Here is a 22,029-nt window from a genome sequence, read left to right as displayed (position 1 = left end):
AGCCTGACATGAACATTGCATTTATCGGCCTGGGCAACATGGGCGCGCCCATGGCCCGCAACCTGATCAAGGCCGGCCATCAGTTGAACCTGTTCGATCTCAACCAGAGCGTGCTGGCCGAGCTGGCGCAACTGGGCGGGCGTATCAGTGCTTCGCCCAAGGCCGCTGCCGAAGGCGCCGAACTGGTGATCACCATGCTCCCCGCTGCGGCCCATGTGCGCAGCGTCTGGCTGGGCGAGGATGGGGTGCTGGCGGGTATTGGCCGCGGCATTCCGGCGGTGGATTGCAGCACCATCGACCCACAGACCGCCCGTGAAGTGGCCGCAGCCGCCGCCAAGCAGGGCGTGGCCATGGCCGATGCTCCGGTATCCGGTGGCACCGGCGGCGCCCAGGCCGGGACCCTGACCTTCATGGTCGGCGCCAGCGCCGAACTGTTCGCCACCCTGCAACCGGTGCTGGCGCAGATGGGCCGCAACATCGTGCACTGCGGTGAAGTGGGTACCGGGCAGATCGCCAAGATCTGCAACAACCTGCTGCTGGGGATTTCGATGATCGGCGTCAGCGAAGCCATGGCCCTGGGGGATGCCCTGGGCATCGACACCCAAGTGCTGGCGGGGATCATCAACAGCTCCACCGGCCGGTGCTGGAGTTCCGACACCTACAACCCGTGGCCGGGCGTGATTGAAACCGCCCCGGCGTCCCGCGGCTACACCGGAGGCTTTGGTGCCGAGCTGATGCTCAAGGACCTGGGGCTGGCCACCGAAGCCGCGCGCCAGGCCCACCAGCCGGTGGTGCTCGGTGCCGTGGCACAGCAGCTGTACCAGGCCATGAGCCAGCGTGGGGAAGGTGGCAAGGACTTCTCGGCCATCGTCAACAGCTACCGCAAGCCGCAGTAAGGCGTCGCTTGTAGGGAGGGGGCGCTGGCGGGTTTGCGCGGCAATCTCGACGCCGCCAGTGGTCTCTCTGGGTATCGTCAAACAAGGCCCTGCGGCTCAGCAGCGGCTACAAGGGGCGATGTAGCCGCTGCCGCAGGCTGCGAACGGCTCCGCAGGAGACGCAGCGGTCTCAAACCCGGCAGAGGTTTGTCTGGGTATCGCCAGGCAAGGCCCTTCGGTCCTTTTCGCAGCTTCGCGGGCTCAGCAGCGGCTCCACGCGTCATTGAATGCAGCCCCTTCAGCCGGGGCATTTGCGGGAACCTGCGTCGGGCAGGTTCCCGCTTTTTTTGCCCGGCTCAGTTCGGCCGGCTGGCAACGGTGCCGGAGGGAGGGTTGAGGCGGGTGTCGAGGCCGAAGCGTTCCTGGATCACCACCTGGTACAGCCCCTTGGCCAGCAGCGGATTGATCAGGATATTCCAGCTGTGCCGGGAAACCGACGAGGGCACCAGCACGAAAGGGTGGTCCGCCAGCAACTGATCGGCGAACTTCTGCTGGCCGGCGCTGGGAATCCCCGGCACCAGCCAGTTGGGGTTGGGAATACGGTTTTCATCGACTCGGTAGATGGCGGTCGGGTCCTGGATCAGGGCGCCGGTGAGTACATGGGGCACGCTGTCCAGGGCGGCAAAACCCTTGTGCACCGCCACTTCCAGAATCGCCGTGGCCGGGTCGGCGCTGGCGTACACCGCCTTCACGCCCTTGGAGTTCCAGCGGCCGCCACACAGTTCGGCGCCAATGCCGCTGTCCCAGCTGTCGGCGTGCCGGGCGGCGTCCAGCCGCCAGAAGTGAAGGGTGCTGCTGCCCGGCACACTGATCACTGATAGACCCCGTATTCCAGGCGGGTGAGGAACTCGTCCACCAGTTCGAAACCGATGGGGTTGGTCAGCAGGTCCACCGGTTTGTGGCCGTCCAGGCCCATCACCGGCTTGGCCATCCACTCCTGGGCCTCTTCACTGCTGCCGAAGATGTCCTCGGCCTTGGCCAGCACCTGGGCGAAGCGCACCGCACGGGCGCTCTGTTCCGGGTTCAGCGGCTCGTCCGGGGTTTTCAGGCGCCGGTGCAGGGTGCGTTCGGAAAGGCCGATGATCTTGGCCAGGACCTGTTCGTCCTTGAGCATGGGCACCGAGGAGACGAACTTGATGATCGCCGTCAGCGGGATGCCCTCCTCGGTCAGGCGATAGATCGAGATACGATCGTCAAAGCGTGCCCGGCCACCCAGAAGGATGTCCGAGGACTGCTCTTTCAATACCAGTTTGCCTCGCCGCTTGGGAACGAGGCCGGTGCCTGTCAGCGCGACCATGAGTGCTGCTCCTGCCTTTTGCCATTTGGCAGTGATTATATAGACATTTGGCAAAAGGCGCTGGCTTGAATCGCAACACGGCCAGGGGAGCCCGGCTGGCGCGGGCTCCCGGTATCGAGGGAGGGCTCAGGCGAAGACGAAGTACTTGCGCACGGTTTCCACCACTTCCCAGGTGCCTTTCATCCCGGGCTCCACCACGAAGATATCGCCGGCGCGCAGGTGGATGGGGTCGCGGCCGTCCGGGGTGATCACGCAGTAGCCTTCCTGGAAATGGCAGTACTCCCACTTTTCATAGGCCACCCGCCATTTGCCCGGGGTGCAGATCCAGGTGCCCATGATCTTGCTGCCATCCTCGCTGGTGTAGGCGTTGAGGTTGACGGTGTGCGGATCGCCCTGGAGTTTTTCCCACTTGCAGGCGTCGAGCACCGGCAGCGGATGAGTGTCGCGAAGAACGGTGATGGGTTGGGACATGCTGTGCTCCTAGCAGGCAGAGAACTGAAGCCGCACCCTATAGCGCCTGGCGGGCAGGGGGTTGTCTGTACTCGACCTCGGGGTATCCAGAAGCGCAGCGCCTGCCCCGAGTCGAGGTGGCTGGGCGCAGGGCCGGGAAGAGGCGTGGCGGTTGCAAGATTCATTCGGCAAACAGGGCTTTGTTAGCAGTAATTGCGAAATACCCGCGGCTGCCCGAGTTATTTCGCAAGAATCTTTACCGGTTTCGCTCGTATCATTCAGCTCGGAGTGACCTAAGAGCCGCACGAATGGAAAATACACCACGCTGGTGGGATATCAGCCCGCCGTTGAGTACCGCAACCCCGACCTGGCCGGGAGATACGCCGTTCCAGGAGGAGCGCGTCTGGCAGTTCGGCCCCGAGTGCCCGGTGAATGTCGGGCGGGTGACCCTGTCGCCCCACACCGGTGCCCATGTCGATGCGCCCCTGCATTACCGGCCGGAGGGCCTGCCCATCGGTGAAGTGCCGCTGGATGTCTACATGGGCCCGTGCCGGGTCCTGCACTGCCTGGACAGCGGTGCTCTGGTGCAGCCCGAGGCGTTGCTCGGGCGCCTCGAAAACTTGCCTGCGCGAGTGTTGCTGCGTACTTATCCACAGGCTCCGCTGAGTGCCTGGGACCCGGACTTTACTGCCGTTGCTCCAGCCACTGTCGAGCTGCTGGCCAGCCTCGGCGTGCGCCTGATCGGCATCGACACCCCGTCCCTCGACCCCCAGCAGTCCAAGACCATGGACGCCCACAACACCGTGGCCCGCCATGGCATGGCGATCCTCGAAGGCGTGGTTCTCGATGAGGTTGCCGAAGGCGACTACGAACTGATTGCCCTGCCACTGCGCTTCGCTCACCTGGACGCCAGTCCGGTGCGGGCGATCCTGCGCCCCCTGGCCGATTCATTCCTACAATAAATACACAGCTGGCCCTTCGCGCCGTTGTGCATCCCGATCCGGGCTGCGCAGCCAGCGATGGGCAACCGCTGCCTGAGGCGAGGAGCCCACGCGATGAGCCAATGTCCCTTTTCAAGCAATCCGCCGGCTGAGTGGCATAACGCCGAGCTGAATTTTTCCGACTCCATGAGCTACGGCGACTACCTGGACCTGGGGCGCATCCTCAGCGCCCAGCATCCCCTGTCGCCGGACCACAACGAGATGCTCTTCATCATCCAGCACCAGACCTCGGAGCTATGGATGAAGCTGATGCTGCACGAGCTCAAGGCGGCCCGCGAGCATGTGCGCCAGGGCCAGTTGCCGCCGGCGTTCAAGATGCTGGCGCGGGTTTCGCGGATTTTCGATCAACTGGTGCACGCCTGGGCGGTGCTGGCCACCATGACGCCGTCCGAGTACAAGTCGATCCGGCCTTACCTGGGCCAGTCCTCGGGCTTCCAGTCGTTCCAGTATCGGGAGATCGAATTCATCCTCGGCAACAAGAGCGCGGCCCTGCTGCGGCCCCATGCCCATCGTCCCGAACTGTTGCAATCGCTGGAAGCGTCGATTGCCACCCCGTCCATGTATGACGAAGCGATCGCCCTGATGGCCCGCAGCGGCTTGAGCATCGACCCTGCGCGCCTGGCACTGGACAGCACCACCACGACTCAGCATGACCCGTCGGTGGAAACGGCCTGGCGCGAGGTCTACGCCAACCCTTCGGCCTATTGGGACCTGTACCAGTTGGCGGAGAAGTTCATCGACCTGGAAGACTCCTTCCGCCAGTGGCGCTTTCGCCATGTGACCACGGTGGAGCGCATCATCGGCTTCCAGCCCGGTACCGGTGGTACCGAGGGCGTGGGCTACCTGCGCAAGATGCTCGACACCGTGCTGTTTCCCGAACTGTGGCGAGTGCGCTCCTCGCTCTGACCCGAAAACGCCCCGCCTGCCGGGGCGTTTTCATGTGCCTGCCGGTGACTGACTCCCAGAGTGCGGCCGCTGCCGCAGACTGCGATCGGCAGCGCAGCAGACGCGTTCTTGAGGTCTGGAAGGTCCTCCGGACCTTATCGCAGCCTGCGGCAGCGGCTACAGAGGTCGTTAGAGAGCAGCGGGCGCTGGCGGCAGTTGCGCTCTGGGGATAAGGTGGCCGCCTTCGGTGCACCATTTTTACTCTCTAAGGCAGACCACATGTCCCGGACCTTCGAGCTTGAAACCCTCAAGATGCGGCTCAGCGATCCTGAGTTCCGCCCTCTGGACCTGCACCAGCGCATCCAGCGCGCCTTGCGCGGGCTGATCCTCGACGGCGCCCTGGGCCCCGGCGTGAAGCTGCCGGCGACCCGGGCCCTGGCCAAGTCGCTGGCGGTATCGCGTGACACCGTGGAAAACGCCTATGTGCAGTTGCAGCGCGACGGTTTTGTCCTGCGGCGCAAAGGCTCGGGGAGCTATGTCTGCGAAACCATCGGTGCCCAATTGCGTGGCCCGTCCCGCCGGCGCCAGCTCCAGCAAGGGTTGCCGGCCCACAGCCCGGAACCGGGAGCGGGCCTGAGCCGGCGCGGCGCGGCACTGTTGGCGCGGGGTGGGGTCAGCGATCAGCAGGCGGTCACGGCCTTCGCTACCGGTTTGCCGGAAACCCGCAGCTTCCCGCTGGAGGTCTGGGAGCGCCTGCAACGCCAGGCATTGAAGGATTACCGTGCCAGCGTGCTGCTGCATGGCGATCCCCAGGGCGCGCTGCCCCTGCGCAAGGCGATTGCCGCCTACCTCAACCTGGAACGCGGGGCCAAGGTGCAGCCCGAGCAGATCCTGGTGCTGAGCAGCACTCGCCAGGCGCTGTTCCTGTGCGCGCAACTGCTGGTGGACGCCGGCAAGCCGATCCTGATGGAGAATCCAGGCTACTTCGGCGCGCGCAAGGCCTTCGAGGCGGCCGAGGCGCGGATCGTGCCCATTGATGTGGATGGCCAGGGCATCCGCACCGACCTGTTGCGAGCCGACCGCAGCGGCGCCCGCTGTGTCTATGTGACGCCCTCGCACCAGTACCCCACGGGTGCCACCCTGTCCCTGGAGCGCCGCCTGGAGCTGACCCGCTGGGCCGCCGAGCACGACCGATGGATCATCGAGGACGACTACGACAGCGAGTTCCACTACGAGGGCCTGCCCACCGCCTGCGTCCAGGGCCTGGACCCGTTTCGGCGCACCCTGTACATCGGCACCTTCAGCAAGACTCTCTATCCGGGCCTGCGCATGGGCTACATGATCCTGCCCGCCGAACTGGTGGGGGCCTTCAGCAGTGCCCGCAGCATCATGGACGGGCACACGCCGCAGATCCTCCAACTGACCCTGGCGCGGTTCATGGAGGAGGGGCACTACAACGCCCATGTACGGGCCATGCGCAAGCTCTACGCCGGGCGCCGGCAGGCCATGCTCGAGGCCATAGGCCGGCATTTGCCGGGCATTGCCAGGGCCTTGCCGCCACCCGGCGGGTTGCAGGTCCCGTGTCTTCTGGAGCCCGGCTGGAGCGAAGAGCTGACCCAGCAACGCGCGGCCAGGGCTGGCATCCAGTTGCCGGGGCTCAGCCGGCTTTATGCGGGCGAGCAGAAGCAGCAGGGCTGGCTATTGGGCTATGCGTCCCTGAGCGCCCATGAGATCGAGGCGGCGATGGCGCGTCTGGCCCAGGCCCTGGGAAAGCCCTAGCCAGCGGCCTTTTTCCAGCGCCGGCGGTCAGGGCTTGGCGCGTTCCAGTGCCAGGGCGCTGCGCGGGCCCAGGATCAACAGGTGCACGGTCAGCCCGGCAACCAGCCCCCAGAAGGCACCACCGATCCCCAGCAGAGTGACGTTGGCGGCAGTGGCAAGGAAGGTGATCAGCGCGGTTTCCCGGGTGGCCGTATCGGCCATGGCGTTGGCCAGGCTGCCGCCGATTGCCCCCAGCAATGCCAGGCCGGCCAGGGTGGTGATAAAGGCCTTGGGCAAGACCATGAACAGGGTCGCCAGGGTGACCCCGAAGGTCCCCACCAGGATGTAGAAAACGCCGCAGGCGATACCGGCGATATAGCGTTTGCCCGGGTCCGGGTGGGCATCTTCGCCGGTACAGATCGCCGCGGTGATCGCCGCCACGTTGAATGCGTGAGCGCCGAACGGCGCCATGATCAGCGAGCCCAACCCGGTGACCGTGAGCAGCGGGTTGGCGCTGGTCTGGAAGCCGTCATTGCGCAACACCAGCATGCCCGGCATGTACTGGCCGGTCAGGGTGATGACGAACAGTGGCAGGGCCACGCCGAGCAAGGCCGACACGGAGAACTGTGGCGCAGTGAACAGGGGAGCGGCGAAGCTCAGGTGCACGCTGGCGAAGTCGACCCGCTCCTGGACGATCAGCAACGCCAGGCCGATGAACAGGATGCCCACCACGGCAAAGCGTGAAGTGAAGCGCCGCAGCACCGCATAGGACAGTACCAGCACGATCACCAGCAGTGGATCGGCACTCGCGCCGCCAAAGGCGTTGATCCCGAACTGCAGCAGGATGCCTGCCAGCAGGCCAGCCGCGATGCCCTTGGGAATCAGGCGCACCAGCTTGTCGAAAGCCCCGGACCCGCCCAGGACGATGAACCCCAGGGCGCAAACCAGGTAGGCGCCGATCACCTCGGCATAGGGCGTGAAGGGCATCACCGTGGCCAGGAAGGCCGCCCCGGGGGTAGACCAGGCGGTGATGATCGGCGCCCTGTAGCGCAGGCTCAGCCACATGCCGCTCAGGCCCACGCCCAGGGACACGGCCCAGACCCAGGAGGTGGTCTGGGCGGGTGTCAGCCGGGCCAGTTCAGCGGCCTGGAACACCAGGATGAAGGTCCCGCCATAGTTCACCAGCACTGAGATCAGTGCCGCCACGGTGGGAGAGAAGATATCGGCCGGTCTAAGGCCTGTCGCGGTTCTGTTCATAAGCCACTCTCCGTCGAGGAACAGGCTCCCTGGCCCAAGCGCCGGGAGAGGCCCGATTCTAGGTAACGGATGGACTATCGTTTCGAGCCACATTCTTGTTTGCTGGCAGACCACTTTGGCGGCGCCGACAAAAAAGCCCGGCCTTGGATAAGGCCGGGCTCGGGGGTGTGGCGTGAACCTGTGGGCTTAGCGCAGGGCGGGTTGCGAAGCTTTCTTCGCCCGGCTCAGGAGGTAGAAGCCCCAGATCACCAGGACCCACACCGGGATCGCGTACACCGAGGCACGGATGCCGGGGATCATCCACATCACGCCGACGATCATCACCATGAAGGCCAGGCACAGGTAGTTGCTCAGCGGCGACCAGAAGGCCTTGAACGAAGGCACCACGCCCTGCTCGGCCATGGCCTTGCGAAAGCGCAGGTGGGTCAGGCTGATCAGCGCCCAGTTAATCATCAATGCGGCCACCACCAGGGCGAACAGCAACTCCAGCGCTTCATGGGGCGCCAGGTAGTTGACCAGCACGCAGAGCAGGGTGATCAGCGCGGAGATGCCCAGAGCCAGGATCGGCACGCCCTGCTTGTTGAGCTTCATCAGCGCCTTGGGTGCGTCACCCTGTTCGGCCAGGCCATAGAGCATGCGGCTGTTGCAGTACACGCCGCTGTTGTACACCGACAGCGCCGCAGTCAGGACCACGAAGTTGAGGATCTGCGCTGCGGCATCACTGCCGATCAGCGAGAAGATCTTCACGAACGGGCTGCTGCTGTAGGCATCGCCGCCAGCGTTGAGGCTCACCAGCAGTTCGTCCCACGGGTACAGCGACAGCAACACCGCCAGGGCGCCGACGTAGAAGATCAGCACCCGGTAGACCACCTGGTTGATGGCCTTGGGAATGACCTTGCGCGGTTCGGCGGCTTCGGCGGCAGTGATGCCCACCAGTTCCAGGCCGCCGAAGGAGAACATGATGAAGGCCATGGCCATCAGCAGGCCGGTGCCGCCGTTGGGGAAGAAGCCGCCGTGTGACCACAGGTTGCTCACCGAGGCCTGGCTGCCGCCGCTGCCGCTGAACAGCATGTAGCAGCCGAGGACGATCATGCCGACGATGGCCACTACCTTGATAATGGCGAACCAGAACTCGGCCTCGCCGAAGAACTTCACGTTCATCATGTTGATCAGGTTGACCAGCACGAAGAACACCGCGGCGCTGACCCAGGTGGGGATCTCCGGCCACCAGAACTGCACGTACTTGCCCACCGCAGTGAGCTCGGCCATGCCCACCAGGACATACAGCACCCAGTAGTTCCAGCCCGCGAGAAAGCCGAAATAGCCGCCCCAGTACTTGTGCGCGAAGTGGCTGAAGGAACCGGCCACCGGCTCCTCGACAATCATTTCCCCCAGTTGGCGCATGATCAGGAAGGCAATGAACCCGGCAATCGCGTAGCCCAGGATCATTGAAGGTCCGGCGGATTTGAGAACCCCGGCCGAGCCGAGGAACAGTCCGGTGCCGATCGCCCCACCCAGGGCGATCAGCTGAATATGGCGGTTCTTCAAGCCACGCTTGAGTTCACCCTGCTTCAAGGTTTGATCCACTAATGTGCGCTCTCTTCTAGTTGTTATCAGGATCGATCGGGGTCGATCACGGCGAATGCTGACGGGATCAGATATTACTCTCGGTGAACCGCTCGTAATACAGCTGAACGCGGTTAAGTTGCTGTTCTTGCAGCCAGATCCGGATCGAATCGACCATTGGCGGCGGCCCGCACACATACATGTCGGTGTCCTGGTCCCGCAGTTCGCTGCTGTCAAAGTGTTCGCTGATGTAGCCGCGCTTGCCCGGCCAATCCGGGTCGGCGTCGCTGATCACCGGGGTGAAGCGAAAGTCCGCCAGGCGTTCGCCATGGGCCTGGATCCGCTCCAGTTCGCACAGGTCGCGGCTGTGGCGCACGCCGTAGTACAGGTGCACCGGCTGCTGGCAGCCCTGCTCGACGATCTGTTCGAGCATCGCCAGCAGGGCCGAGAGCCCGGTGCCACCGGCCACCAGGATCAGCGGACGGCTGATCTGGCGCAGGTAGAAGGCTCCCAGCGGCGCCTCCAGCTGGAGGGTGTCGCCCACCAGGCAGCGCTCGCGGATGTAGTTGCTCATCACCCCGTCGGGCAGCAGGCGGATCAGGAACTGCAACTGGTTGTCCGCCGCCGGCCGGTTGGCGAAGGAGTAGGCCCGGCTAGTGCCGGTACCGGGGATGCTCAGGCGGGCGTATTGGCCCGGGAGGAAATCCAGTGGCGCCTGATGGCCGCCCAGGTCCAGGTGGAGGATGGCGGTGCTTTCGGACACCTGGCGCACGTCGATCACCGAGCCCTGCAACTGCACCGGGTCGGCGCTGTGGCACAGGCTGGAGTCGAAATCGAAATAGAACGCTGCGTCGGACTGCACCCGGGTCTGGCAGGTGAGCATCTTGCGTTGCTCCAGGTCCTGGGCGCTGAGGGCTTCTTCGTCCACATAGTCCTGGCTGTACTGGCCGGACTCGCAACGGCCCTGGCAGGTGCCGCACACCCCTTCACGGCAGTCCAGGGGGATCTTGATGCCGTTGCGCAGGGCGGCGTCGAGCAGGATTTCATTGGCCTTGACCGGGAAGAACAGGGTCTTGCCGTCGGCAAAGCTGAACGCGACCTTGTGCGTCATGGGAGAACTTCCGTGGGTCAGAGGTGATAGAAATCGAGCACCGAGTTGATCGTGTCGTTGAGCAGCAGCACGTGCTTGCGCTGGATCAGCCAACTGTCGCCCTGGGGCTTGAGGTCGTAGGTGGCGTGGCCGTAGAACTCCTCGGCGGTGGCCAGGCGATAGAACAGCGTGTGCCAGTTCAGGCGTACCCGCAGCAGGCCGTTGTCGCCCTCGGCAATGCGCAGGTTGCTGACCATGTGCAGGGTGCGCGGCATGGGGATGGTCGAGGCCGCCTTGCCGGTGCGCAGGCGGAACACCCGGTCCTCCAGCCCCGAACGGTTGGCGTAGTAGATCAGCGACATCTCGCGTTTCGGGTCCCGGGTGTAGACGTGTTCCGAGTCCCACTGGGGCAGGTGGAACTCGCTGTCCACGGCAAACAGTTGCAGGTAGGCGTCCCAGTCCTGGGCATCGCAAAGCTCGGACTTGCGATAGAAGAATTGCTCGATCTGGTACTGCAATTGCGCATTCATGCTTACACCTCACGCAGTTTCAGGGGCTGGCGCTGCAGGCCGTCCAGGAGGAACTTCTGCCAGTTCTGGTGCTGGTTGACGTACAGCCCCTCATGGGTGATTTCGGTGCCGGTCATGGCCGGCTGGATGCCCAGGTTCTCGCTGTTGGCGGTGGGCCCGCTGACCCAGCGGTGATGGCCGCGCGAGACATCGCTCCAGCGCTCCAGGCGCCCCTGGAAACCGCGCTGGGCCTCGCGAAATTCCACCAGGTCGTCCGGCGTGCCCATGCCCGAGACGTTGAAGAAATCCTCGAACTGGCGGATGCGGTTTTCCCGGTCGGCGTCGCTCTCGCCCTTGACCCCGATGCACTGGCTGATGATCTCGGTCTTGTTCCAGGCAATGGGGCGGATGATCCGCAACTGGGAACTGATCTGGTCGAGGAAGAACAGGCTGGGGTAGATGTTCAGGTTGCGCAGGCGGTGCATCATCCACTCGGCCTTGGCCTGGCCGTGCTCGGCCACCAGGCGCGGCATGATGCTGGCGTAGCCGGAGCGCACCGCCGGGTTGGGCATTTCGCTGAACAGCACGCTGTGGCCGTTCTCGAAGGCGAACCAGCCATCGTCGGTGCTGGCGTCGCCGGCGCCGAGCTTGCTGTAGTCCAGGGTGGCGCTGCTGCCGGCGCCGCTGTCGGCGTTGACCTGCTGGCGGTGCTGCACCGTGGCCACGTAGTTGTAGTGCACGGTGCTGACGTGATAACCGTCCAGGCCGTTCTCGTTCTGCAGCTTCCAGTTGCCGTCGTAGGTGTAGGCGGACTTGCCCGGCAGCACCTCCAGTTCACCGTCGGGGGACTGGGCGACCATCATGTCGAAGAAGATCCTGGCGTCGCCGAGGAAGTCTTCCAGGGAATTGTCGGCGGCCACGTCCAGGCTGATGAAGACGAAGCCCTTGTAGCTCTCGATGCGGGCCTTCTTCAGGCCGCGGGTGGCCTTGTCGAAGCCCTCGTCGTATTCCCCTGGCGCCTTGACCTTCACCAGGCGCCCGTCGCTCTTGTAGCACCAGGCATGGAAGGGGCAGGTGAAGGTGGACTGGTTGCCCTTGCCGACCCGGGTCAGGGTGGTGCCGCGGTGCTGGCAGGCGTTGACCAGGGCATTGAGCCGGCCCTCGCCGTCGCGGGTGATGATCATCGGCTGGCGCCCGGCGCGCATCGTGATGAAGTCGTGGTTGTTGGGCAACTCGCTTTCGTGACAGGCGTAGATCCAGTTCTTCTCGAAGATCAGCTCCATCTCCAGGTCGAACAGCTCGGGTTCGGTGAACATGTCCCGGGCGATACGGAACACCCCGTCCGCGGGACGAAAATCCAGGCAGCTGCCGATGAAGTCTTGCCACTGCTCGACGTTTCTTGCACCACTCATGAGTCGGTACCTTTTTTATTCAGGCCAATCGGGTGCAGTCATTAGAGAGAGGGGAGGGGGCCTGCGGCTATCCGCTTAGTCGGCCAAGGTCATCCACAAAATTGCCCGTTCCCGGCAAGGCATGGAGCAGCAGGCCCCTGGGTAGCATCTACCCAGCATCGTGCAGGCAAGCGATGGATGGCTGCCTGTTGGTGCGCTGATCGGCTACTGTGAGCGCAGCCAATGAGGGTGATGGGGCCCGGTTATCCACTTAGTCGACGATTGCTATCCACTGGGTTGGCAGCGCCGTCGGCTGGCGCAAAACTTGCCCTGTCATACAAGACGCGCCGTCAGAGCGCGCTGAATAAAAATTGCCGTGGGTGCGCCGTGATGAATAGCAAGGCTGATGGGCAGTTTCGCGAGATTCGTATCGATCGCTTTGACCTTGAAGGGGCCAGGAACTGGATGGCGGGAATCTGTGGGCCTCACCGCCTGGAAACCGCCAACCCCGAACGCATTCGTTTCCACCACAGTGCCAACGTGCTCAGGTCCCGTTCCACGACCCTGGGCATCATCGAATACGGCACCGATGTGGTGGTGGATATCCAGGACACCGAGCGCTTCAGCAGCTACAGCCTGAGCCTGCCGCTGTGCGGCGAGCAGGAACTGAGCAAGGACGGGCGCCTCTTGCGCTCGGACCGCGGCCAGGGGGTGATCATCGCCCCCAACGAAAGCCAGGTGCTGGCCATCTCCGGAGACTGTCGCAAGCTGCAGGTGGTGATTTCCCGGCCGGCCATGAGCGAGGCCCTGGAAGGCCTGTTGCAGCGCCCGGTGCTGGAGCCGCTGCGTTTCGAGCCCGGCATGGATGCGCTGCACGGTGCCGCCGCGGCCTGGTGGCGCATGGCGCAGCATTTCATCGGCGAACTGGCCCAGGGCAACGAGCTCTATGAACAGCTGGCCTTCACCCGGGAAATCGAAAGCTCATTGATCAAGGGCCTGATCCTGGCCCAGCCCAACAACTACTCCAGCGAGTTGCGGGCAATGCTCGGGGTCAAGCTGCCCCACTATCTGGTACGGGCCCGCCAGCACTTGCATGAACATGCCCGCGAGACCGTGCACCTGGAGGACCTGGAGGCCGCCGCCGGCGTCTCGCGCTTCAAGCTGTTCGAGGCCTTTCGCAAGTACTTCGCCCTGTCGCCCATGGCCTACCTCAAGCGCCACCGGCTCAATGGCGTGCGCCAGGAAATTCTCGAGCACGGCTCGGCGCGCAACATCTCGGAGATTGCCCTGGGCTGGGGCTTCACCCACCTGGGGCGGTTCTCCGCCGAGTACCGCAAGCTGTTCGACGAAACCCCGAGCGTCACTGCCCAGCGTCACCCCGCGCGGCGCCCGGCCGGGTTCTAGGACGGCTTACTTGCGCTGCACCAGGTCCAGCAGGCTGTTCTGCTCCTTGATCTTCTGCAGGACGATTTCCGAGCGGATGTCGGTCACGCCCGAGGCGCGGTTCAGATGGTTGACGATGAAATCCGAGAAGTGCTTGAGGTTGCGCGCCTGGATGCGCAGCACGTAGTTGCTGGCGCCGGTGATCACGTAGGCGGCCACCACTTCCGGCCACTGCTGGACCTTGCCGATAAAGGTCTCGTGCCAGCCTTCCACGTCCTGGCGCAGGGATACGTGGACGATCGCTTCCAGCTCGATGCCCAGGCGCTCGGCATTGAGCTGGGCGCGATAGCCGCTGATGATCCCCTCCGTTTCCAGCAGGCGCAGGCGGCGCAGGCAGGCCGAGGGCGAGAGGGCGACTTTCTCCGCCAGTTCCTGATTGCTGATACGCCCGTCCTGTTGCAGGAAGTAGAGGATGCGCAGGTCCGTGGAGTCGAGGGTCATGGTTGGCATAAATCCGCGTTTTTTATTGGAGGATTAGAATTTTATTCGAGATTAGTACGACAGCGCGCTGCACTTTGCACGAAAATTCTCCCGGCCTTCGTCCATTATTTCTCAAGTTTTCGGGTTTCCAGGACCCCGTGCCCGGCCCCTTCCGGTGGGCATGACATTGACCAAGACAGGACTGCCAATGATCGATAAAAACCACTGCCTGCGTCTCGATGAACAGGACCCCCTGGCGCCGCTGCGCCAACAGTTCAGCCTGCCCGAAGGGGTGATCTACCTCGATGGCAACTCCCTTGGTGCCCGCCCCGTGGCGGCTGCCGAGCGGGCCCGGCAGGTGATCGAGCAAGAGTGGGGCGAGGGCCTGATCCGCAGCTGGAACACGGCCGGATGGCGTGACCTGTCCCAGCGCCTGGGGGATCGGCTGGCGCCGCTGATCGGTGCGGGTGCTGGTGAGGTGGTCATCACCGATACCACTTCCATCAACCTGTTCAAGGTCCTCAGCGCCGCCCTGCAGGTCCAGGCCGGACGTGCGCCCCAGCGGCGGGTGATCGTCTCCGAAAGCAGCAACTTTCCTACCGACCTGTACATAGTCGAAGGCCTGACGCAGCTGCTGCAGCAGGGGTACTCCCTGCGCCTGGTGGACAGCCCGGAACAACTGCCGGCGGCCATCGGCCAGGACACCGCGGTGGTGCTGCTGACCCACGTCAACTACAAGACCGGCTACATGCACGACATGCAGGCGACCACCGGGTTGATCCACGAGGCGGGCGCCCTGAGCATCTGGGACCTGGCCCACTCGGCCGGCGCGGTGCCGGTGGACCTGGGCCGCAGCGGCGCCGACTACGCCATCGGCTGCACCTACAAGTACCTCAATGGCGGCCCCGGCTCCCAGGCCTTCGCCTGGGTCGCTCCGGCGCTCTGCGACCTGGTTACCCAGCCGCTGTCCGGCTGGTTCGGCCATGCCCGGCAGTTCGACATGGCCACCCGCTACGAGCCTTCCAGCGGCATTGCCCGCTACCTGTGCGGCACCCAGCCGATTACCTCTCTGGCCATGGTCGAATGCGGCCTGGAAGTCTTCGAACGGACCGACATGCAGAGCCTGCGGCGCAAGTCCCTGGCGCTGACCGACCTGTTCATCGAACTGGTGGAGCAGCGCTGCGCCGGTCACGAGCTGAAGCTGGTGACCCCGCGTGAGCATGCCAAGCGTGGCAGCCACGTGAGCTTCGAGCACCCCGAAGGCTACGCGGTGATCCAGGCCCTGATCGCCCGGGGCGTGATCGGCGATTACCGCGAGCCGCGGATCATGCGTTTCGGCTTCACTCCGCTGTACACCCGCTTCAGTGAGGTGTGGGAAGCGGTGCAGATCCTCGGTGAAATCCTCGATCAGAAAACCTGGGCCCAGGCGCAATTCCAGGTGCGCCACAGCGTGACCTGAGACGTGTTTCACCCCCTGGTTGCCGCCCTGTGCGGCGACCAGGCCAGCGGCACAAGGACGGGCCGTCACAACGATTTATACGTGCACACAACAATAAAGAGGCACTCAAAGTGACCACCTCCAACAAGGGTTTCGAAGCGATATCCAATCGCGAGCACGGCCTCAGGCGGCAGTTGACCGCCGGCCAGATGAGCATGATCGCCATCGGCGGAGCCATTGGCACCGGGCTCTTCATGGGCAGCGCCTACGCCATCGGTTATGCCGGCCCCAGCGTGCTGCTGAGCTACGCCATCGGCGCGTTGATCACCCTGATCCTGATGGGCTGCCTGGCGGAAATGACCGTGGCCCATTCCACCTCCGGCTCCTTCGGTGCCTACGCCGAGTTCTACGTCAGCCCGCTGGCCGGCTTCCTGGTGCGCTATGCCTACTGGGCGGCCATCGTGCTGGCGGTGGGGGCCGAAGTCACGGCCATCGCCATGTACATGAAGTACTGGTTCGCCAACGTTCCGGAGTGGGTGTGGATCATCTCCTTCTCCAGCGTGCTGATCGTGCTCAACGGCATCAGCGTGAAGACCTTCGGCAACTTCGAATACTGGTTTTCCACCATCAAGATCGCCGCCATCGTCGGCTTCATCATCCTGGCGGTGTACGTGGTGTTCGGCTCTGGCAACCCCGACTACGGGCTGCACAACTACAGCGCTCACGGCGGCTTCTTTCCCAACGGTTTCGAAGGCATGTGGATTGCCGTGATCGTGTCGATCTTCAGCTACCTGAGCGTGGAGATGATCGCGGTGGCGGCGGGGGAGGCCAAGGACCCGCAACGCGCGGTGAAACAGGCCTTTCGCGCCACTATCGTGCGCCTGGTGGTGTTCTATCTGCTGACCCTGGCGCTGATGCTGGCCATCGTGCCCTGGGCCCAGGCCGGCAAGGCCCAGAGCCCGTTCGTCACGGTGATGCAGACCATCGGTATTCCCGGGGCCACCGGGGTGATGAATTTCGTGATCCTGATCGCCGCGCTATCGGCGATGAACAGCCAGCTCTACATCACCACGCGGATGATGTTCAGCCTGTCCCGCGCCGGCTATGCGCCCAAGTCCATGGGGGCCCTGAGCAAGAACGGGATTCCGCTCAATGCCCTGCTGCTGTCCAGCTCCGGCATCGCCCTGGCGACCCTGGTCAACGTGCTGTACCCCGAGAGTTCGTTCACCCTGATGATGGCGATCTCGATGTTCGGCGCGATCTTCACCTGGTTCATGATCTTCCTCACCCACTACTGCTTCCGCCGCTATCACCAGCGCCACGGCGAGCAGCAGTTGTCGTTCCGCATGCGCCTGTTTCCCTATAGCACCCTGCTGGGGCTGGTGCTGATGGGGGCGGTGATGATCACCACCTTCTTCACCGAGGCGTTCAAGATGACCCTGGTGTTCGGGGTGCCGTTCCTGCTGTTGCTGACCCTGGTCTATTACCTGTGCTTTCGTAAGCCGCGGGTGGTCGCCGGCTTGTCGGAGGTCTGAAGCAAGGCCGCCCGGGCGGTCCTAGCGGCTGCCCAGGGGGCATTCCTCTCGCGCCTGTTGCAGGCTGGTCTCGAACAGCTCGAGCCGGCCCTGCAACTGCTGCAAATCCTCGATCTGCTGTTGCAGCTCGCGCTTTTTCTGCGCCAGGGCCGCCTGGGCCCGGTCCCAGGGGAAGGCCTGCCCCTGGTGGGTGGCGAACACCTGCTGCAGTTCCTTGAGCTTGAAGCCCAACTGCTGGGCGCACTTGATGAATATCAGTTGCTCGACGCTCTGCGCGTCATACAGGCGGTAGCGACCCTGGCGCGCCGGCTCCGGCAAGAGGCCGATGGCCTCGTAATGACGGATGCTCTTGACCGTGGTTCCGGACAGTTGCGCGGCTTGGCCGATGTACATGAAGGCTCCTTTTCCAGTACCGGGTCGTCGGGCGGTGGACGGCGTTGCGCATTATCCGGCGCTTTCACTGCCTGGCAAGGTGCTCCACTTGCAGCAGCCAGTCGGCCCGGCGTTCCTGGCTGGCGTCCAGCACCGGGCCGAAGGTCAGGGTGCGCAAGGGCTTGATGCCGCAGAAGGCCAGGGTGGTGCGGCGCATCTGCTGCAAGCCGGGCATGCGGTAGAACCAGCGGAAGTACCAGGGCGGTGTATCCATGGTCACCAGCAGGTGGGCGCTGCGGCCCTTTAGCAGTTGCTCCGGAAAGGCTTTGCCGGGGCGGTACTTGAAGGCGAAGCCCGGCAGCAGCACGCGATCGAGAAAGCCCTTCATCAGCGCCGGGATGCCGCCCCACCAGATGGGGAAGACCCAGGTCAGGTGCTCGGCCCAGAGGATGTCGGCCTGGGCCTGCTGCAGGTCTTCTTCCAGGGGCTGGATCTGGCGATAACCTTCGCGCAGCACCGGGTCGAAATGCAGGTCGCCGAGCTTGAGCTGGCGCACTTCATGGCCGGCTTCCTGCGCCGCTTTCACGTAGCGCTCGCTCAATGCCGCGCACAGGCTGTGGCGCGAAGGGTGGCCGAGAATCACCAGGATGCGTTTGCTCATTGCCGTGGTCCTTGAGGAATAAACCCCAAGGCTAAAGTCTGCCCCTAAGGGGAGAGTCAAGGCTCCAGCAGCGCACGGCACAAGCCCTGGGCATACAGGGGCAGGGCGTTGAAGTCGCGGGCGCACAGCAGCAAGCGGCGGCGTGCCCAGGCCTCGTTCAAGGGGCGGCTTTGCAGAGCCAGGTGCAGGTTGCGTTGCAGGGCCGCCAGGGGCACCAGGGCCAGCCCGGCGCCGCGGGCCACCATGCGCAGCACGGCGTCGAAGCCTTCGGCGCGGATGCGCAACTGCATGCGCCGGCCCAGGTGCAGGGCCTGTTCCTCCAGGTACACCGCCAGGGCGCTGTGGCTGGCCAGGCCGACATAGTCGTGGGCCAGGCTGTCGCTGAAGCTGGGGGCCGCCAGGGCACCCAAGGGGTGGTCCGGGGACATCACCAGCACCAGGGGGTCGTCGCGAAAGGCCCGGGTCATCAGGCCCTGAGTGTCCACCGCATCGGAGACGATCCCCAGGTCCGCCGCGCCCTGGCGCAGGGCGTGGGTGATGCGCTGGCTGGGCAGCTCCTGCAGCTCGATATCGACATGGGGCTGGCTGTGCAGGAAGTCTGCCAGCAGCTCTGGCAGGTACTCGCTGAGTGCGGTGGTGTTGCACAGCAGGCGCACCTGGCCCTTGACCCCCCTGGCGTATTCGCCAAGGTCCTGCTGCAGGTGCTCGGCGTACAGCAGCAGCGTTCGTGCATGCTGGGCCAGGGCCTTGCCGGCGGCTGTCGGGCGGATGCCACGACGCCCGCGTTCGAGAAACTCGATGCCCAGCGAGGCCTCCATGGCGCGGATTCGAGCGCTGGCGGCGGCCAGCGACAAGTGGCTGCGAGCGGCACCGGCGGTGATGTTGCCGGCCTCCAGAATGTTCAGGTACAGGCGCAGGTCGATCAGGTCGAAGTGCATGGGGCATCTCTCGGGGAGCGTCATTTTTGTAGGAGCCGGCTTGCCGGCGAAGAGGCCGCTGGGTTTTGCGCAAATCTCGAAATCGCTTTCGCTGGCAAGCCAGCTCCTACGGCGGTACGGGCCATAGGTTTTTGTATGTGCCTATTGCCGGGCAAGAGGCTGGCTCAGTATATGGCAGATTTTCAGCAGGGCGGGCAGGGCGCAGGATAGGCCCATGAACAGCTCGCTCGCGTTTTATCAGAATCTCGGAATGGCCCTTTCCCTGTTGGTGATCGGCACTTTTGTGCTGGCCGGCATGGTCAAGGGGGTGATCGGTCTTGGCCTGCCCACCGTTGCCATGGGCCTCTTGGGGTTGGCTATGGCGCCGGCGCAGGCTGCGGCCCTGCTGATCATTCCGGCGACCCTGACCAATCTCTGGCAACTGGCCTTTGGCGGGCATCTGCCGGCCTTGCTCAAGCGCCTGTGGCCGATGCTGCTGGCGATCTTTGCCGGCACCGCCGCCGGCTCCCTGTGGCTGGGAATCGACGCCGGGCATTGGGTGGTGCGGGGCTTGGGGGCGGCGCTACTGCTATATGCCCTGAGCGGCTTGCTGTTGCCGACCCTGCGAGTGTCGGCGGCCCAGGAGCGCTGGCTGGGGCCGCTGTGCGGGCTGGTCACCGGGGTCATCACCTCGGCCACCGGGGTGTTCGTGATTCCGGCGGTGCCCTACCTGCAAGCCCTGGGGCTGAACAAGGATCAGCTGGTGCAGGCCCTGGGCCTGTCGTTCACCGTCTCGACCCTGGCCCTGGCCGGCGGCCTGCTGTGGCGCGGCGCCCTGGGCGGCGCCGAGCTGGGGGCCTCGCTGCTGACCCTGGCCCCGGCGCTGCTGGGCATGTGGCTGGGGCAGTGGTTGCGCCAGCGCATCAGCGCCCAGTTGTTCAAGCGGGTGTTCTTTGTCGGCATGGGCCTCTTGGGCGGGCACTTGCTGATCAGCGGCTAGCTTTTGCTCAGCGGCCAGCCGCGGCCGGGCTGAGCATGTCGATGGCGCGGATCTGGAAGTCCTGCTCTAGGTAGTCCATGCGCGCGTCGAGGAACTGCTGCATGTGCGGCAGGCTGGAGTGGCTATCCAGCGCCTCCTGGGAAGCCCAGACCTCGTAGAAAATGAACAGGCTCGGGTCCTGTCGGTCCCGCAGCATGTGGTATTCGATGCAGCCGGCTTCAGCGCGGCTGGCGGCTACATGGCCGAGAAAGAACGCCTCGAAGGCATCAGCCCGTTCCGGGCGGGTCTTGGCGTGAAGGATGAAGGCCTGGGGTGTGGGCATAAGGAGCACTCTTGCTGATGGGGAGGTCGGCAAAAATTCTAAGGCAACAATCCACCGCTGATTCGTGCGTTTGAGTCAAATGTATTTTGAACAACCCGGGCTTATTCTCCGGCCCTGGCCTGATTAACCTGCCGCCATCGTTTTCAATCTTTACAGCCCGCCGCCATCGATGCGCAACGGGTTGTTCCCGATGAGGCTGGATCATGAAAAAAGTACTGCTGCTCAATGGCGCCAAGCAATTCGCCCACTCCGATGGCCGCTACAACGCGACCCTGCACGACACCGCCCTGGCGGTGCTCGACCGGGGTGGTGTGGAGGTCAAGGTCACCCACATCGACGAGGGTTATGACATCCAGGAAGAAGTGGCGAAGTTTCTCTGGGCCGACGTGATCGTCTACCAGATGCCCGGCTGGTGGATGGGCGCGCCGTGGATCGTCAAGAAATACATCGACGAAGTCTTCACCGAAGGCCACGGCAGCCTCTACGCCAGCGACGGCCGGACCCGCTCCGATGCCTCGCAGAAGTACGGTAGCGGCGGCCTGATCCAGGGCAAGCAGTACATGCTTTCGCTGACCTGGAACGCCCCGCAGCAAGCCTTCGACGATCCCACCGACTTCTTCGAGGCCAAGGGAGTGGACGCGGTCTACTTCCCGTTCCACAAGGCCAACCAGTTCCTGGGCATGAGCGCCCTGCCAACCTTTCTCTGTGTGGACGTGATGAAACGCCCGAACATCGAAGGCGATGTGCAGCGTTACGAGGAACACCTCAAGGCAGTGTTCAATCTGCCGGGCTGAATCCGGCTACTATTGAGTGCCTTGAAATTCAGGGGCGATGTCGCCCCGCTGCCGCCAGAGGACTCATGTGAAAGCCCGATCCGACGAGTTGCAAGTCTTCGTCTGTGTCATCGAGTGCGGCTCGATTTCCGCCGCCGCCGAGCAGTTGGCCCAGACCCCTTCGGCGGTCAGCCGCAGCTTGTCGCGGCTGGAGGCCAAGCTCGACACCACGCTGATCAACCGCACCACGCGACGCATGGACCTGACCGAGGAAGGGCGCTACTTCTTCGAACAGGCCAAGCTGATCCTCGATCAGATGGACGAGCTCGAAGAGCGCCTGTCGTCGCGCCAGCGCAACCCGTCCGGGCGCCTGCGGATCAACGCCGCATCGCCCTTCATGCTGCATGCCATCGTTCCCTACGTGGCCGAGTTCCGCAGCCTGTACCCGGATATCCAGCTGGAACTCAACAGCAACGATCTGATCATCGACCTGCTGGAGCAGAGCACCGATATCGCCATCCGCATCGGCGTGCTGGCGGATTCCACCCTGCATGCCCGCTCCCTGGGCTGCAGCCCGCTGCACATCCTCGCCAGCCCTGACTACCTGGCCCGCCACGGTACGCCGCAGAGCGTGGCCGAACTGGCCGAGCACACCCTGCTGGGCTTCACCCAGACCGAGACCCTCAACCACTGGCCGCTGCGCCATGTGCATGGCGACCGCTGGCAGATCCAGCCGGGCATCAGCGCCTCCAGCGGCGAGACCCTGCGCCACCTGGCGCTGGAAGGGCAGGGCATTGCCTGCCTGTCGCACTTCATGACCATCGACGACATCCGCGCCGGGCGCCTGCAACCGGTGCTGGCCTCGTTCAACAGCGGCTATCGCCAGCCGATCAACGCCGTGTACTACCGCAACTCGCAACTGGCCCTGCGCATCCAGTGCTTCCTGGATTTCATCCAGGGCAAGCTGGCCGATTACGCCAACCCCGAGTTCCAGGGCTGAAGGCTCCCC

23 protein-coding genes are annotated in these 22,029 nt (G+C 64.3%); 10 read left to right on the top strand and 13 right to left on the bottom strand.

Annotated elements, in window-relative coordinates; all coding sequences use genetic code 11:
- The first annotated feature begins 8 nt into the window (after positions 1 to 8).
- Positions 9 to 896, top strand: coding sequence for a 3-hydroxyisobutyrate dehydrogenase (gene mmsB / locus ACUXVH_RS09685; protein ID WP_011059112.1), 888 nt, complete (start codon positions 9 to 11; stop codon positions 894 to 896).
- A 335-nt stretch (positions 897 to 1,231) separates the two neighbouring features.
- Here mmsB and ACUXVH_RS09680 read toward each other — a convergent pair whose 3' ends face one another.
- From ACUXVH_RS09680 to ACUXVH_RS09670, 3 genes are all read right to left on the bottom strand, one after another.
- Positions 1,232 to 1,750: an RES family NAD+ phosphorylase gene (locus ACUXVH_RS09680; RefSeq protein ID WP_011059113.1), complete on the bottom strand. Its 519-nt coding sequence runs from the start codon at positions 1,748 to 1,750 to the stop codon at positions 1,232 to 1,234.
- The gene (gene parS, locus ACUXVH_RS09675) at positions 1,747 to 2,232 is read right to left on the bottom strand and encodes a type II RES/Xre toxin-antitoxin system antitoxin (RefSeq protein WP_015634047.1); all 486 of its coding nucleotides are present in this window, start codon (positions 2,230 to 2,232) and stop codon (positions 1,747 to 1,749) included. The genes ACUXVH_RS09680 and parS overlap by 4 nt, the downstream gene beginning before the upstream one ends.
- 126 nt (positions 2,233 to 2,358) lie before the next feature.
- Positions 2,359 to 2,703 carry a cupin domain-containing protein gene (locus tag ACUXVH_RS09670; RefSeq protein WP_011059115.1) on the bottom strand — a complete coding sequence of 115 codons (345 nt, stop codon included), beginning with the start codon at positions 2,701 to 2,703 and terminating at the stop codon, positions 2,359 to 2,361.
- Positions 2,704 to 2,990: 287 nt separating this feature from the next.
- Here ACUXVH_RS09670 and kynB point away from each other — a divergent pair, with 287 nt between their 5' ends.
- The 3 genes from kynB to pdxR all read left to right on the top strand — a co-directional run bounded on the left by kynB (position 2,991) and on the right by pdxR (position 6,347).
- A complete protein-coding gene (gene kynB / locus ACUXVH_RS09665; protein WP_065364675.1) occupies positions 2,991 to 3,644 on the top strand; it encodes an arylformamidase in 654 nt (217 codons plus the stop codon).
- Between the two features lie 93 nt (positions 3,645 to 3,737).
- Positions 3,738 to 4,589 (top strand): tryptophan 2,3-dioxygenase, encoded by an 852-nt coding sequence (kynA, locus tag ACUXVH_RS09660; RefSeq protein ID WP_065364674.1) that lies wholly within the window; start codon positions 3,738 to 3,740, stop codon positions 4,587 to 4,589.
- Between the two features lie 258 nt (positions 4,590 to 4,847).
- Entirely contained in the window at positions 4,848 to 6,347 is a 1,500-nt protein-coding gene (pdxR, locus tag ACUXVH_RS09655) for a MocR-like pyridoxine biosynthesis transcription factor PdxR (protein ID WP_065364673.1), read from the top strand.
- A gap of 27 nt (positions 6,348 to 6,374) precedes the next feature.
- On the opposite strand, the gene ACUXVH_RS09650 is transcribed toward pdxR, so the two are convergent.
- From ACUXVH_RS09650 to antA, 5 genes are all read right to left on the bottom strand, one after another.
- Positions 6,375 to 7,583 carry a benzoate/H(+) symporter BenE family transporter gene (locus ACUXVH_RS09650; RefSeq protein WP_065364672.1) on the bottom strand — a complete coding sequence of 403 codons (1,209 nt, stop codon included), beginning with the start codon at positions 7,581 to 7,583 and terminating at the stop codon, positions 6,375 to 6,377.
- Positions 7,584 to 7,769: 186 nt separating this feature from the next.
- Positions 7,770 to 9,170: an amino acid permease gene (locus ACUXVH_RS09645; protein WP_011059120.1), complete on the bottom strand. Its 1,401-nt coding sequence runs from the start codon at positions 9,168 to 9,170 to the stop codon at positions 7,770 to 7,772.
- Between the two features lie 67 nt (positions 9,171 to 9,237).
- On the bottom strand, positions 9,238 to 10,260 hold the full coding sequence (gene antC, locus ACUXVH_RS09640; RefSeq protein ID WP_065364671.1) for an anthranilate 1,2-dioxygenase electron transfer component AntC: 1,023 nt from the start codon (positions 10,258 to 10,260) through the stop codon (positions 9,238 to 9,240).
- Between the two features lie 17 nt (positions 10,261 to 10,277).
- Entirely contained in the window at positions 10,278 to 10,769 is a 492-nt protein-coding gene (gene antB / locus ACUXVH_RS09635; protein WP_053156267.1) for an anthranilate 1,2-dioxygenase small subunit, read from the bottom strand.
- Between the two features lie 2 nt (positions 10,770 to 10,771).
- Complete coding sequence (antA, locus tag ACUXVH_RS09630; RefSeq protein ID WP_065364670.1) at positions 10,772 to 12,160, bottom strand: anthranilate 1,2-dioxygenase large subunit; 1,389 nt, start codon at positions 12,158 to 12,160, stop codon at positions 10,772 to 10,774.
- A gap of 369 nt (positions 12,161 to 12,529) precedes the next feature.
- On the opposite strand from antA, the gene ACUXVH_RS09625 reads away from it, so the two are divergent.
- Entirely contained in the window at positions 12,530 to 13,543 is a 1,014-nt protein-coding gene (locus tag ACUXVH_RS09625) for an AraC family transcriptional regulator (protein WP_011059124.1), read from the top strand.
- 6 nt (positions 13,544 to 13,549) lie between these two features.
- On the opposite strand, the gene ACUXVH_RS09620 is transcribed toward ACUXVH_RS09625, so the two are convergent.
- Positions 13,550 to 14,023, bottom strand: coding sequence for an Lrp/AsnC family transcriptional regulator (locus tag ACUXVH_RS09620; RefSeq protein WP_011059125.1), 474 nt, complete (start codon positions 14,021 to 14,023; stop codon positions 13,550 to 13,552).
- A gap of 187 nt (positions 14,024 to 14,210) precedes the next feature.
- On the opposite strand from ACUXVH_RS09620, the gene kynU reads away from it, so the two are divergent.
- Positions 14,211 to 15,461: a kynureninase gene (kynU, locus tag ACUXVH_RS09615; protein WP_065364669.1), complete on the top strand. Its 1,251-nt coding sequence runs from the start codon at positions 14,211 to 14,213 to the stop codon at positions 15,459 to 15,461.
- A 110-nt stretch (positions 15,462 to 15,571) separates the two neighbouring features.
- Positions 15,572 to 16,975 (top strand): amino acid permease, encoded by a 1,404-nt coding sequence (locus ACUXVH_RS09610; RefSeq protein WP_011059127.1) that lies wholly within the window; start codon positions 15,572 to 15,574, stop codon positions 16,973 to 16,975.
- Between the two features lie 21 nt (positions 16,976 to 16,996).
- Here ACUXVH_RS09610 and ACUXVH_RS09605 read toward each other — a convergent pair whose 3' ends face one another.
- From ACUXVH_RS09605 to ACUXVH_RS09595, 3 genes are all read right to left on the bottom strand, one after another.
- Positions 16,997 to 17,368: a MerR family transcriptional regulator gene (locus ACUXVH_RS09605; protein ID WP_053148950.1), complete on the bottom strand. Its 372-nt coding sequence runs from the start codon at positions 17,366 to 17,368 to the stop codon at positions 16,997 to 16,999.
- A 64-nt stretch (positions 17,369 to 17,432) separates the two neighbouring features.
- Positions 17,433 to 18,008 carry an NAD(P)H-dependent oxidoreductase gene (locus ACUXVH_RS09600; RefSeq protein WP_053156272.1) on the bottom strand — a complete coding sequence of 192 codons (576 nt, stop codon included), beginning with the start codon at positions 18,006 to 18,008 and terminating at the stop codon, positions 17,433 to 17,435.
- Positions 18,009 to 18,064: 56 nt separating this feature from the next.
- Positions 18,065 to 18,946 carry a LysR substrate-binding domain-containing protein gene (locus ACUXVH_RS09595; RefSeq protein WP_065364668.1) on the bottom strand — a complete coding sequence of 294 codons (882 nt, stop codon included), beginning with the start codon at positions 18,944 to 18,946 and terminating at the stop codon, positions 18,065 to 18,067.
- A gap of 214 nt (positions 18,947 to 19,160) precedes the next feature.
- Between ACUXVH_RS09595 and ACUXVH_RS09590 the strand changes: the two genes are divergently transcribed.
- Positions 19,161 to 19,925, top strand: a complete 765-nt coding sequence (locus tag ACUXVH_RS09590) for a sulfite exporter TauE/SafE family protein (protein WP_065364667.1) — start codon at positions 19,161 to 19,163, stop codon at positions 19,923 to 19,925.
- Between the two features lie 7 nt (positions 19,926 to 19,932).
- Here the strand turns inward: ACUXVH_RS09590 and ACUXVH_RS09585 are convergent, their stop codons facing one another.
- Positions 19,933 to 20,247 carry a putative quinol monooxygenase gene (locus ACUXVH_RS09585; RefSeq protein WP_019095171.1) on the bottom strand — a complete coding sequence of 105 codons (315 nt, stop codon included), beginning with the start codon at positions 20,245 to 20,247 and terminating at the stop codon, positions 19,933 to 19,935.
- A gap of 203 nt (positions 20,248 to 20,450) precedes the next feature.
- Here ACUXVH_RS09585 and ACUXVH_RS09580 point away from each other — a divergent pair, with 203 nt between their 5' ends.
- Positions 20,451 to 21,041 carry an NAD(P)H-dependent oxidoreductase gene (locus ACUXVH_RS09580; RefSeq protein WP_041115830.1) on the top strand — a complete coding sequence of 197 codons (591 nt, stop codon included), beginning with the start codon at positions 20,451 to 20,453 and terminating at the stop codon, positions 21,039 to 21,041.
- 67 nt (positions 21,042 to 21,108) lie between these two features.
- Complete coding sequence (locus tag ACUXVH_RS09575) at positions 21,109 to 22,020, top strand: LysR family transcriptional regulator (protein WP_123397687.1); 912 nt, start codon at positions 21,109 to 21,111, stop codon at positions 22,018 to 22,020.
- Positions 22,021 to 22,029: the final 9 nt, after the last annotated feature.

This window comes from Pseudomonas sp. 8(2025) (assembly GCF_052665325.1).
Note: the sequence above shows the minus strand (reverse complement) of the source record. Positions and strands in the feature narration are given on the sequence as shown.